Here is a 13443-nt window from a genome sequence, read left to right on the forward strand (position 1 = left end):
AGTATTAACTTAGAAAAAAGAAAAGTATGGGATTCATCGTATTCGAGGAAGAGGCATTCAACTATCTTGATGCCCAGTTGGAGAACTTCGTGAAGCGCATGGACAGAATCCGTGAGCGCAGTGAGGACAAGACCATGAACAAGTGGCTCGACACGCAGGACGTGTGTCAGACGCTCAACATCTGCCCACGGACAGTGCAGACGCTTCGGGACAACGGAACTTTGGCTTATACGCAAATCAGCCACAAGACCTACTACAAGCCGGAGGACGTGATGGCTATCGTAGCAGTAGTGGAGGACAAGAAAAAGGACATGCGTTTTCGCAAGCGCACAGGTTAGGCTGTCAATATACAACAGCCACTTAATCCAAAGCAGCAAGTAAACCGAGTAACGTAAGAATCAACAATAAAACGAGACAACTATGAGCAATGAAGTAATGACAAGAAACAGCGAGTGGATGAACCACATCGTGAACCACCTCAACCGAATGGTTGACAATTTTGAACGTGCCGTGATGAACTACCGCCCCATGCTTGGCGGTGAGCGGTTCATGACGGACAAGGAGCTTTGCGCCAGGCTGCAACTGAGCCGAAGAACCCTGCAGGACTACCGAAACAACGGTGTCATCCCGTATATCCAGCTTGGCGGAAAGATTCTCTACCGCGAGTCCGACATTCAGAAGATTCTGATGGCTAACTATCGTGAAGCGTACAGAATGAAAGGTGTGTAGGAGAATGTCCTTGATGAGTGGGGTGAAATGAACAAGGCGACAACGTATAACTTACCGAGTGTGGCTGTTATAGGTTGTCGCCTCGTTTTATTGGCTATACCGAGTTGGTCGTGTTTGCCGGGTATCATTTGTGTTACCTGTATAAATCTAATACCATGCTAAAACACACTGCGGAGGTTCGCCCAAGTGGCTGGAGGCGCAAAGCCTCCAAGGAACGTTGCTTTATGGCAGGTCTATGCCATTGCGTTCTCTGTAAAGATACAGACCAGTTTAGTGCGGCTTGTCTGCTTGCCTATGACGGACTGCATAATGAACTCCCGAAAGGCTCTGCTCTCAATGCTGTCAATACGGAAGGCTACCGCAATGACGAGTTCAAGGCTATACACATCATAGCTGATGCGGTCGTTCTTCCTGACATGACGGCGTACACCCTGCTCTTTCAGAATGCCATCCTTGAATATAGCCTTGACAGCCTTGCGCACATAGCAGCCGAATACATTATACATGTCGGCAATCTCCTGCATGGTCATCCATACATTATCGGTCGGCATGGATACCGTTCCGCTCTCGCTGATTGTTATAACTCCTCTGTTCATTTTTCAATAGTTTTTTCGTTCGATAATCTGTTCCTTTCTCGCTTGGCAATAAGCTTATCCATGTCATTTGAAATCTTCTGCTCCGTCACCTGCGCATAGACCTGTGTGCTTGTAATGTCTGCGTGTCCCATCATCTTGGCTATGCTGCCGATGGGAATGTCCTCGTTGAGCATCAAGACTCCGAATGTATGGCGACTGGCGTGGAATCCCAACTTATTACTTATGCCAAGCACCATTCCAAGGGTATGCACATCAAGATAGATGTCTTTCTTCTCACCCAGTGGAAAAACAGGCTTGCTGTCGTCCGTGGTATTGTAGAGCGAAAGAATCTTCTCGGCTATCGGATGGAGTGGCACGAAGAACTCCACGCCTGTCTTCTCTCTTTCCTTGCGGATGAACTTCCTGCCCTCAGAGTTCTCACTGATATGGTGAGGGTACAGTTTCTTTACATCTATATAGGATAAGGAGGTGAGCGAGGCAAAAATGAAACATCTGCGTGCAAGCTCCGTTCGCTCGTCAGCCATCGGGGTAGAGAGCATCTTGATGAAGTCTGCCTTGCTGATATGGGTCATCTTCGGTGCTGCCTTCTTCTCATACCCTATCTTGGCTATGGGATTGAAGCGGATAATGCTCCTGTCCACTGCCTTGTACATCAACATGTTCAGCCAGAGAAGGCAATGGTTCACGTAGCTGTCGATACGTCCCTGGTCTCGTTTCAGGAATAGCTTGTATTCCTCCCCGAAATTCTCGTCTATGTCCTCAAAGGCGATGTCGTCCTTATCCAACGAATGGACAAAGGCTCTCAGATTCTTCTGCCATGTCCGCTTGTGCAGAAAGGTTTGTCTGGCTTTTGAGGTTCGATACCATTCCACGATGGTATCACCAAAGTTCAGCAAGAACCTTCCTGTCGTGTCCTTGTCCTTCAACACAGCCTTCAGCATTTCCACGGTGATGATGCCATTGGCGGTAAGAAGTGAGTTGTATTTATCCTTGACCCCAGCAAGGAAACTTGCCAATCGTCCGTTGTCCCTTGCGTTCCGTACCTCTCCCTTCTTGGCGTTCCACTCCTGTGGGGTACAGGATATGCCTGTGGAAATGGCTGCACTTTTGCCGTCAACGGTGATGCGGCAAAGTATGTTGGCTGTTCCGTCTGCCTTCACCTTCTGTCTGTTGATGTAAGGCAAAATTGAAAATGTACTTCTGCTCATAGTTGTTGTCCTTATAATATAATAATGTAGTTGAACTGTAAAAAGAAAAGTTGAAAGCCTTGTTCATAATGCGAGAATAAAGTCCTTCTCGGTTGCAGCGATGAACTTGTCCATGTCCTCAAACAGCTTCTTTTGGGTTACTCTCGCATACCGCTGCGTCATCTTCACATCCTTGTGACCGAGCATCTTGCAGATGGTCTCCATCGGCACACCTGCCTCCAGCGTAATGAGGCTGGCGAACGAGTGTCGTCCCGAATGGTAGGAATAGGTCTTGCTCGTTTCCGCCAACTTGCAGATGGTGATGAGATCGATACGAACACGATTCGTGCTCAGCAATGGGAAAAGGGTATCTCTTGCCCCGTCCTCGTATTTCGCCACCAGCTCCAACGCTTCGGGCAGGAGTTTCACCCTGGCAAGTGTTCCGGTCTTCTTGCGGTTATAGATGAGCCATTTGTCGCCATCCTCCAACACCTTGACATTGGCTTTCGTGATGGAAACGGTGTCTATGAAGGCTGTTCCCGCATAGCAGGCGAAAAGAAACAGGTCACGGCTAACGGATAGTCTCGGCTTGTCTTCGGGCAGTTCCGCATCACGGATTTTTATGAAATCAGACATGCTGAGAGCCTTGGGTGTCGTAACCCTTGGAGTGCCAACCCGATAATGGGCGAACAGCAGGTTCTTGCACAAGCCTCGCTCAAAGGCAATGCGGCACATCTTCTTGAAGAGCGACACATAGATGGTGATGGTTCCTGATGAAAAGCCTTTCTCGTCAAGCAAGTAATGGTGAAAGTCACTGATGAAAGGCTCGGTCAGCTGTCCGAAAGCCAAATCAGTCAACCTATACTTCTCCCCGATGAACTCAGCGAGATTCTTGCGAATCTTTCTGTAAGTCCAGACACTGCTCTTCGACATATCTATGCCCTCATGGGTGCTGAGTTCACTGATATGCTCGTCCACGAAGGAGAGAAGGGTGGTCTGTGTCTTGACGCTGCCCTGCAAGGCCTCCTTGACATCCTTAGCCTCGAAGTCCGTTCTCTTTTCCACAAGCACATCGAAAGCCTTTTGGATGGAAAGCAACAACTGCTCGATGTCCTTGTTGGTCTCCACGGCTTCCTTGCTCTTGCCCTCCAATCGGCTGGCACGAGGATTCCAAAGCGATGGAGTGCAAGACAACTTGCAGGAGAACTGTGCCATAGTCCTGTTCACCGTGATGCGTCCCATGATGGGAGCTTTTCCATTCTTGTCCATTCCGCTCTTTTTTAGGTAGAGCAACACCTTGAATTTTTCGATTTTCATAACGCTTACATTTTGAGTGTGCAAATATAATCATTTTGTAAGCGTTCCTTGATACGCAAAACATTGAGAATCAGCGCAATAAAATCCGTTGATGCACAAAGTTGCCTTTCCGCATTGTTACCTGCTTTGCATAGGTAACTGTGGCTCACGATTTAGTAACTGAACTACTTCAATATTCCTCACTCGCTTGCTTTATGCCGATTTGGCAACTTTGTGCAAATCTACTCATTCCCAACTGTTTACGTTCCAACCTCTCTTATTCTCCTTTGGCTGCTTTAGAGCTTTATGTTAATATTGTTGCTTCAGTTTTTTAAATGTATAAACTCTCCACATATTTTTTCCTCTAAAGGTGGATTTTTTCTTATTTTATTTGCAGGCTCAGACTATCAAGGAGACTATTCGGGGAAAGAATGGAGAACTGCAGGGTACAGCTGTGACTACCGTTCGAGGGAATAAGTCTGTTACTGTATATAAGGACAAATATGGTAAGATTACCGGAAGATCGGAGAGTACTACAAATTCCCAGGGAAAGCCCCATACGGTATATCGTGACCAATATGGTCAAAGGACAGGAACCTCCACAACCAGCATTAAAAATCCTGGAACGTCTTCTACTACAACTACGGTCTATCGTGATAAATACGGGCAGCGTACGGGTACAAGTACCACTCGGCAAACTGGCAATTCCTCCACTACAACCTATAAGGATAAGTATGGAAGAATCCAAAAGCGAGGAAACAGTCAGAGGAAGTAGTTTTCATGAATAAGTCATCTATACAGAGCTTATCACAGTTGTTTTTCAATCCAAGTCATCAGTACCGTAACGGCGTATTGCTGCTCTTCTTCTGTCAGCAGTTTTCCGGCTGGTATATGATGCCATTTGAAGAAGCAACTACGGCAACAGCAGCCTGTGGCATGTTGGGCAATAAATACAGGATGCCCTCTCATTGGTGTTTGCTTACCGTCATTGGGAATTATGGCAGGTGCAAGGCGTTTGGCAATGAAATCCTCTGCATGTTTACGGATTGTTGCCAAGCCTTTTTCTTTAATATAATCTTTTTCCTTCTTCGAAAGACGGAATCGGCTGCGGAAAGCAGATTTGGACAGTCTTTCAAACAAATCTGCCAGATTGTACTCTTTGTTAGTAGGAGAGTACAATCTTTGACACACAGAAATATCATATTCTTTTTCTTTGTTTTCTGAGGAGATAGAGTTTTTTATATTGACATTTTTCTCTTCTTCAGGAAATAGTGAAAGTTCAACATATTTCTGTTGTTTTTTTCTTGCGTTCTTTCTCATAATTACTCTACATTTACTTCGAATTTTCATCAGTTTCATCAATGCTTCTTTTCTGCGTATTTGGTAAGAACCATACTATGATGCCGGGCAATGTGCCAGGAAGGCATTCACTTGAAAGATGAACTTGAGGCTTGTTTTATAGAATTACCATCTGTATTACCGAAAAATACAAATAGCTTTCCCGTATATTCAAGCATGCAAAAATACAAAAAATATTTGTGACAAGCAAATAATCTTAAGAAGTAATTTGGCAGATAGTGAATTCCAATGAGCCATTTGGCTTATTGATGATGACAGAAATTGATGAAAGTCAAGAAATATAGGCTTTTTTGAAAATATTCCTTCAAAAAATGTGTACGCACACAAAAAGGCATTACTTTTGCACTTGAAAAGATTGAATAACGATAATTAAAGTAAAGAAAGGGTAACAATTATGATGATTTTTGGAATGACATTAGCTGTATTGGCTATCACATTTGCTGAGATTGTAGAGATCAACAAGAAAATGAATCTTAGCAAGTAAAAAGGCTTGAAGATGAGCATCTTAGGATGCTCAGTATGAGAGCATATATATTAAGGTAACGATTAGGATAACAGATTTTAAGAGAGAAAGGAACTATATTATGATAGTATTAGGTATGATTTTAGCAGTGGTGGTTGCAGCCGTAGCAGAGCTTGGTGCAATAGCCAACAAGAAGAACTTCGCTTAATAGCGATATTCTTCATTTTAGGAGAAATAAGGTTTTCCATATATAAGAGGAAAGGCAGTTGTAGGCAGAAGATGTTTGCAGTTGCCTTTTTCTTTTTATGCCATTTGCCATCATCTCATTCTAATAAACTTGAAAAGATAATCTATATGAAAAAAATGCCATTCCCCAGTTTTTGTGTAATAGTTGTTTAATGACTAAAAGCAGACTTTAGGGAGTGCACTGACTACAGTTTTTAAATTTACGTATAGAAACAGTTATGAAAAGTAGTAAAAAGTAAAAAAATAACAGATGTTATAGTTGATTTGTAAGCAAAAATTTGTTTTTATCATCTTTTTTACTTATCTTTGCGCCCAAAGTAGTTCAAGAAGTGGAGAAAATACGCAGATAACTGGCGTAAACCGACCTAAATCAGAACTAATAGCTAAAGATATATAAAGATATATTATGTAATGCAGACAGTAAAAGAAGAATCGTATCAAGCGATATTTAGGAAGTACTACCCTCGAATGTTTTATTATGCTAAACGTATCGTAGGGGAGGATGCTGCCGATGATGTAGTTCAAGAAGCTTTTCTTGAATTGTGGAATCGTATGGATGCATTGGAGACGGATGTCCCGCAGATAGAATCATACCTCTATAAGACGATTTACTCCAGAGGATTGAATTACTTGAAGCGCTATAAGAAAGTCAATACTGCAGCCATTGAAGATATCAACGAAATGCGTATGTCGTGCTACTTCTCTTCGTTGGGAGATGGAGAACAGGACATGGAAAACATGGAGTTGAGAAGAAAAATCAATCAGGCCATAGGGGAACTTCCTGATAAATGCAGGGAAATATTCGTTTTGAGCTATCTCAAGGATATGAAAAATAGTGAGATTGCTCTGATGATGAACGTATCAGTACGTACCGTTGAAGCTCATATTTATAAGGCTTTAAAGTCTCTTAGGGCTCGTTTGGGAATATTTTTTGTATTTTTTATACCTTTTTTATAGGTTATTGAGTAAGTGTTTTCTCAACAATTATTGTTATGGTATTTAATTAGATCATTAATTTAAAAGGATATTAAGCAAGATTGTTATATGATAAATGAGGAATTAAAGGCGAGATTCTTGGCAGGTGAGTGCACGGAAGAGGAACTCATCGCATTAAGGGATATGTTGAAGAATTCTCCGGAGGAAAAACAAGAACTTTTCAAAGAAGAAAAGTTGAGCGATGAGCTCAAGGCGCAGTTCATGCCAAAGACCCAACTGATGCTTGCTGAACAGAGAATGCAGGATAAGATCAAGGAGATGAAGGATGAACAGCAGGCTGAGCATCATGCGCATATAATAGGTATGTGGCGTCGGGCTGCAGCGATTGCTGTGGTCTGCGTATTGGGTGGATTGGCCTGGTTCTATCTCCAGCACAATCCGATTTCTAATATGCAGATGCAGGTGGTGATGGCCAGTGCCGACAATGATACGACGGTTACTTTACCTGATGGAACTAAGGTTTGGCTCAACAAACTTGCTTCCATCAAATATCCGAAAGAGTTTGATGGTTCCGACCGTAAGGTAGAGATAGACGGTGAAGGTTATTTTGAGGTGACCAAAAATCCGCACAAGCCTTTCATAGTAGAGAGCGATGTGATGAGTGTTAAGGTGCTCGGTACCGTTTTCAATTTCCATGTGGATAAGGCTCATCAGCAGGCTTCCGTCAGTTTGCTCGAAGGTAAGGTGAGGGTAGAAGGAAATCATGATGAGGGTATGATCGTCTTGAAACCAGGGCAGAAGGCATGTGTGGATGCACGCTTAGGTAGCATGACGGTTTCTGAAACCGATGTCTATAAGGATGCAATGTGGCATGAGCACAAGACTTCCTTCAATAATGCAAGCGTGAATGAAATAGCCAAGATGCTGGAGAATATCTACGATGTGCAGGTGGTTGTTGATCCTACCATCGATCAGGAGAATACTTACTCCGGTGTCATCAAAGAGAAGGAGACCATCGACTCGGTTCTCGATCTCTTGCAGAACACCCTGCCTATCCACTATCACGTGAAAGGCAGTAAGGTATTTATCACGAAGTAGTGAATTAGTAAGGTTTACACCTTAATTATACTGTTATACGAGAAAAAGAGAGCACTTATTCAAAAAAATAATTTTTTGGGTAAGTGTTTTTTTGTTTTTTGCTGTTATATATTTGAAATTAATAACAACAAAAGGTAGTTATAACAACCTAAATGCTAAAAACAAGGATTATGACACATTGGTATCATTTACAAAAAACTAAAACCGCAGCTGCAGCTTTGGCTCTGATGTTGGTTTCCAGTTCCTGGACATCTGTAAAAGCCCAGATTTCGTTGAATGTTTCTCAGACCACTTTGGGAGCAGTCATCCAGAAAATCCAGAAACAGTCTAAATACCAGTTTACTTACGACGACAACTTGGCAAAGATGCAGGTGAATGCCGTTCAGGTGAAGAACGGTAAGGTAGAGGATGTTTTAAACAAGCTCTTGAAGGATAAGGGTGTATCTTATGTGATTAAGGATGGAATCATCTATCTGAAGAAAAAGGAAATTACTACAACTCCAAGCACCCAGCAACCAAGACAGAAACGTACATATAAGGGTACGCTTCTCGATGAAAACAAGGAACCTCTCATTGGCGCTGCCATCCTCGTAAAAGGCACCAATCATCGTGCTGTAACTGATATGGATGGTAATTTTACCATCGAGACCGATGAACCTGCCCCTGTCTTGCAGTTTACATATCTCGGATATAAGACGATGGATATGGCTGCAAAGGAAGGACATAACGTGAACGCACAGATGTTTCCTGACTCTCAGGCGCTGAAGGAAGTGGTGGTTACTGCCCTCGGTATCAAGCGCGAGAAGAAGATGTTGGGATATTCCGTACAGGATGTCAAGGCGGATGCTCTCAATACGACTGGCGACCCTTCTGTGACTGGTGCCCTCGACGGTAAGGTGGCTGGTCTGCAGATGAATACTTCCAGCACGGGTCTCGGCGGTTCTACCAAGATCACTATCCGTGGAAACTCTTCTCTTACTGATAATAACCAGCCTCTTTGGGTGGTAGATGGTGTTCCTTTTACCGACAACCAGAGTTCTGATGCTTCTGCTTATGGCGGATACGACCGTGGTGGCACTTCTCTGGACATCAACCCAGAGGATATCGAGTCTATCTCGGTACTCAAAGGTGCCAACGCTGCAGCCCTCTATGGTTCACGTGCAGGTAATGGTGTGATCTACGTTACAACCAAGAAGGGTAGTCATAAGCAGGGCTTCGGCATCACATACAACGGTAACTTTACTTGGAGTAAGGTGGCTGAAACAATCCCTATGCAGAAGCAGTACGGACAGGGCTCTCAGGGTGCTACGGTTTATAAGACTGATGAGGATGGCAACAAGACGCTTTCCAGCGAGTTGGCATTCGGTGCTCCGCTTGATGGCAGAATGGAACCTTCTTTTCTCGGTGAGAACATCGCTTACCGATATTATGGCGATAAGTTGAAGGATTACTTCAATACAGGTTTCTCCCAGTTCCATACCGTAGCTCTCGGAAATTCTGATGAGAAAGGTCATTTCCGTCTCTCTTTGGGTTTCAACGACAATAAGGGTCTTTTCGATGGAGAGAAATTGGATAAGCTGATAGTTGACCTTAATGCAGGTAGAACTATCAATAAGTATCTTTCTACAGATAGCAAGATTTCTGTTTCTCGCATGAAAGCCGAGAACCGTCCGATGACTGGTCTCAATGGAGAGGTAGCCCAGTTGCTTCTCATTCCTGGCAACGTGCGTTTGCAGGATCTTCAGACTTATACAACTCAGGACCAATTGCATCGCAACTGGTTCGGACCAGATATGCAGTATGCCAACCCATACTATGTTCGTCATCGCTTCCAGAATAGTGATGAGCGTTGGCGTGCCTTCGGTTACTATGGTGCTAATGTCAACGTAACCGACTGGTTGAAGTTTAATGCTAAATATGCTTTCGATTACTATCGCACACGCATCCAGGCCACAGACTTGAGTTTGGGTAACTCTGCTGTGAGCATTCCGGGCAGACACTGGAGCGAGATCGTTACCGATGATAATATGAGCCGTTCGGAGGAAAACAACTTCGAGCACAATATCTCTTTCCTCTTCTTGGGTGACAATCAGGTGACCAAGGATTTGCGCTTGGGTTACAATCTGGGCGCCAACATCATGTACCAGAAGTACGAGTTGCTGAGTGCTGCTACCAAGAATATGTTGGAGAAGGATAATTGGATTTTCAATACAGGTTATCAGTTGACCAATGCCAGTGAGAATGGCCATGAGCGCTCTATGTACTCAGCCTTCGGTTCTTTGCAGTTGGCTTTCCGTGAGTATCTCTCATTGGATCTTACAGCCCGCAACGACTGGTCATCTACCTTGCCAAAGGACAATCGTTCTTTCTTCTATCCAAGTGCAAGTGTTAGCTATATCTTCAGCGATTTCATGCGCTCTATCAACCATCCGTTACCAGCATGGATGACTTTCGCCAAGACTCGTCTGTCTTTCGCTCAGGTAGGTAAGGACCCAAATCCATACAATCTCTACAACACCCGTTCTTATACCTATGAGAATGGCATCCGTGTGCCAATTCCACAGACCGTGAAGAAGAACAACAACCTGAAACCAGAGATCAAGTCTTCCTTCGAGTGGGGTCTTGAGATGAAGTTCCTGGAGAACCGTTTGGGATTTGATTTCACCTATTATTATACCAAGACCAAGAACCAGGCTATGCTTGTAGATGCATCTGCTCCTTGGACACAGCAATGGGTGAATGCAGGTAAGATTACCAACAAGGGTATTGAGCTGATGCTTTACGGCACACCTGTCAAGACCAAGGACCTCAAGTTCGACCTCACCATGAATATTTCCAAGAATATCTCCCGTGTAGATGAACTGGCTAATGGCGTGGATCACATCTACTTCAATGGCGATGGCAACATGCCAGTCAAGGTAGGTGCGAAGGCAGGAGGTAAGTTGGGCGATATCTATGCCAATAACCTCATCAAGCGCGATGCGAATGGTCAGATGGTGATTGGCGAGAACGGTCTTCCGATGCCTGTTACCAGTAGTGATGCCGGCGGAAATCTGGAGCAGTATATCCTCGATCATCCTATCGGAAACATCGAGCCAAAACTTCTCATGTCTGTTACTCCAAGTCTGAACTATAAGGGTGTAAGTCTCACTGCGATGTTTGATATGCGATTTGGCGGCGATATCGTGAGCGTATCAGAAGGTATGGCTACTGCTGTAGGAACTTCAGAGCGTTCGGCTTATCGTGGTGAGTACAAGGAGTTGAATGGTGTGAGCGACTACTATATGGTAGTTCCTGGCGTGACAGCCGACGGACAGGTGAATACCAAGGAGGTAAGTGCACAGTCTTACTATTCCAACATCGGTTTGTACAAGTCGCAGAAGGGTTATGCAGAGATGTTTATCCACAGCGCTTCCTATATCAAGTTGAAGGAACTCGCATTGGGTTACAGCCTGCCAAAGAGCGTGCTCAAGAAGACTCCTCTTACCAATGTGAAGTTGTCATTCGTGGCACGTAATCTCTGCTTCCTGCTGAAACATACACCAGGCAATCCTGATGGAGGTTATGATACTTCTATGTTCTCACAGGCCCTTGACTTTGCCGCAGTGCCATATACCCGCACCTTCGGTTTCTCAGTCAATGTAGGCTTCTAAATACTATCAACTACATCATAAACAGTTCAAGACAATGAAAAAGACGATTATATTCAAGACGATGCTTGTGTCCATGGCATTGGTAAGTTTATCTTCCTGCTATGACATGGATGAGATGAGCAAGAATCCATACGAATTGCCTGATAACACTACTGGCGGCGGTGAAGAGCAGCCTGGTGAAGAAGACAATACCAAGTATGCCGATATCAATATCGACTATAAGGTGAGCAAGGAAGACTCCTTGGCGCTGAAGAGTGAGTTGAGCTCTGCCAACTCTGTTTTCCGCAACTTCCTCTATGAGGGATTTTTCAACGACTATCAGACTACTACCAACCTGAGTCATGACATCTATGCGGGTTTCGTGGCCAACAACCAGCCCAAGCATGCTGGCGCATCTCCTGATTATTCTTATAAAGATGGATGGAGCAATGCGCGCTGGAGACATTTCTATACCGACCGTAGCAGTGAGTATCGTACCTTGTTGCGTGCCTACAAGTTCAACGAAAATACCAAGAAGTACAAGAACTTGTTCTATGCCACACGTATCTACTATGCGTTCTTAGCACTTGCCAATACCGATACTTATGGCGATATGCCTTTCAAGGAGTATGTGCAGGCCAAGATTCCTGAGACCAACAATGTGTCTTACAACACCCAGGCTGAGGTTTACGATGCCATGTTCCGTATGTTGGAGCAGGCTGTTGACAGTATCAAGCCAACGGATGCAACCCAGATTGGTTATACCACAGACGATATTTGCTATCATGGCGACTGGAACAAGTGGCTTCGATTTGCCAACACCTTGCGCCTTCGCATGGCTTTGCGTATCTCCAATGTAGATCCTGCTCGTGCAAAGCAGGAGGCACAAAATGCTCTTAACAACGAGTATGGACTGATGCAGAGCAACGACGACAATATGCAGATCGTTCCTAAGTATGCTCCTGTAAGCCAAGGTGGTACTGATGACGGTGGTAACGAGCATCCACTGGTGATGTGTAGTGTTTGCTACAATGGTGAGAGTGTGATGTCTAAAGACTTGGAGAACTACTATCGCAACGCCAGTGAAGGTGGTGCAGAATACAAGATCAAGACAGGCCGTAATAGCTATACCACCAAGAAGATAGACCCACGTTGCTTGGTAAGCTGGTATCGTGGCAAGATGACAGCGAGCACTCTGGAGGCAGGTGAAGATAGCCAGCGTGAAGACTTCGTAGGTTGTGAGCGTGGTGCTCAGGCTCCTGTCATTGACATGGGAACCTTGAATTATTCACTCACCCGTACTGCGCCTAAGAGTCTGGGCAAGAACTTGGATCCTAACTACTTCTTCAGTCGTGAGCGTGCTTACCTCCTCTTGGGCTATGCTGAGTCTGAGTTCCTGAAGGCAGAGGCTGTTTTGCGTGGATGGGCTGGCATGGAACTTACAGGTACCGTAGAGGATTACTATAAGTCTGGTATCAAGGCATCTATGGACTACTACGGCATTGCCAATGACAAGGCACAGGCTTACATCGATGGTGAGAAGGCCCTTACGGGTAAGGTGTTCGAGGGTAGCGACAAGGAGAAGCAGCTTGAAGCAATCATCACCCAGAAGTGGATGGCTATCTTCCCTAATGGTAATGAGGGATGGGCTGAGTTCCGTCGCACCGACTATCCTGCTTTGGCAAATCAGTTGACCAACAATAGTGGAGGTGACGTGCCTATGGGTAAGAATATCAAGCGCATTCTCTATCCTTTCAGCGAGAATAACAACACTTACTTCACTTCTCATCCAGAACTCCAGCAGGTGAATACTCAGGGCACAAGACTCTGGTGGGATGTGGCTGATACCAATGACGCTGACGGCCATCGCCTGCAGCCAAACAATTTCAGATAATCATTCA

11 protein-coding genes are annotated in these 13443 nt (G+C 44.6%); 7 read left to right on the plus strand and 4 right to left on the minus strand.

The window, feature by feature from the left end:
- The first annotated feature begins 26 nt into the window (after positions 1-26).
- Both EXN75_RS11660 and EXN75_RS11665 read left to right on the plus strand, forming a co-directional pair.
- Positions 27-338: a helix-turn-helix domain-containing protein gene (locus EXN75_RS11660; protein ID WP_008656559.1), complete on the plus strand. Its 312-nt coding sequence runs from the start codon at positions 27-29 to the stop codon at positions 336-338.
- Positions 339-420: 82 nt separating this feature from the next.
- Positions 421-729, plus strand: a complete 309-nt coding sequence (locus EXN75_RS11665) for a helix-turn-helix domain-containing protein (RefSeq protein WP_008628594.1) — start codon at positions 421-423, stop codon at positions 727-729.
- Between the two features lie 233 nt (positions 730-962).
- On the opposite strand, the gene EXN75_RS11670 is transcribed toward EXN75_RS11665, so the two are convergent.
- The 3 genes from EXN75_RS11670 to EXN75_RS11680 form a co-directional block, all read right to left on the minus strand.
- Positions 963-1325 carry a hypothetical protein gene (locus EXN75_RS11670; RefSeq protein ID WP_134843954.1) on the minus strand — a complete coding sequence of 121 codons (363 nt, stop codon included), beginning with the start codon at positions 1323-1325 and terminating at the stop codon, positions 963-965.
- Positions 1322-2533: a site-specific integrase gene (locus EXN75_RS11675; protein ID WP_134843955.1), complete on the minus strand. Its 1212-nt coding sequence runs from the start codon at positions 2531-2533 to the stop codon at positions 1322-1324. The genes EXN75_RS11670 and EXN75_RS11675 overlap by 4 nt, the downstream gene beginning before the upstream one ends.
- Positions 2534-2596: 63 nt before the next feature.
- Entirely contained in the window at positions 2597-3829 is a 1233-nt protein-coding gene (locus tag EXN75_RS11680; protein WP_134843956.1) for a site-specific integrase, read from the minus strand.
- A gap of 349 nt (positions 3830-4178) precedes the next feature.
- Between EXN75_RS11680 and EXN75_RS11690 the strand changes: the two genes are divergently transcribed.
- Positions 4179-4583 (plus strand): hypothetical protein, encoded by a 405-nt coding sequence (locus EXN75_RS11690; RefSeq protein WP_134843957.1) that lies wholly within the window; start codon positions 4179-4181, stop codon positions 4581-4583.
- A gap of 32 nt (positions 4584-4615) precedes the next feature.
- Here the strand turns inward: EXN75_RS11690 and EXN75_RS11695 are convergent, their stop codons facing one another.
- Positions 4616-5128, minus strand: coding sequence for a DUF4186 domain-containing protein (locus EXN75_RS11695; RefSeq protein ID WP_134843958.1), 513 nt, complete (start codon positions 5126-5128; stop codon positions 4616-4618).
- Positions 5129-6287: 1159 nt separating this feature from the next.
- Between EXN75_RS11695 and EXN75_RS11700 the strand changes: the two genes are divergently transcribed.
- From EXN75_RS11700 to EXN75_RS11715, 4 genes are all read left to right on the plus strand, one after another.
- Entirely contained in the window at positions 6288-6833 is a 546-nt protein-coding gene (locus tag EXN75_RS11700; RefSeq protein WP_134843959.1) for an RNA polymerase sigma-70 factor, read from the plus strand.
- 87 nt (positions 6834-6920) lie between these two features.
- Positions 6921-7910: a FecR family protein gene (locus EXN75_RS11705; RefSeq protein WP_134843960.1), complete on the plus strand. Its 990-nt coding sequence runs from the start codon at positions 6921-6923 to the stop codon at positions 7908-7910.
- A gap of 170 nt (positions 7911-8080) precedes the next feature.
- A complete protein-coding gene (locus EXN75_RS11710; protein WP_118117702.1) occupies positions 8081-11563 on the plus strand; it encodes a SusC/RagA family TonB-linked outer membrane protein in 3483 nt (1160 codons plus the stop codon).
- A 34-nt stretch (positions 11564-11597) separates the two neighbouring features.
- On the plus strand, positions 11598-13436 hold the full coding sequence (locus EXN75_RS11715; protein ID WP_134843961.1) for a SusD/RagB family nutrient-binding outer membrane lipoprotein: 1839 nt from the start codon (positions 11598-11600) through the stop codon (positions 13434-13436).
- The last annotated feature ends 7 nt before the right edge of the window (positions 13437-13443 follow it).

Origin of the sequence: Segatella hominis, assembly GCF_004535825.1 — a bacterium.
Classification (GTDB): domain Bacteria; phylum Bacteroidota; class Bacteroidia; order Bacteroidales; family Bacteroidaceae; genus Prevotella; species Prevotella hominis.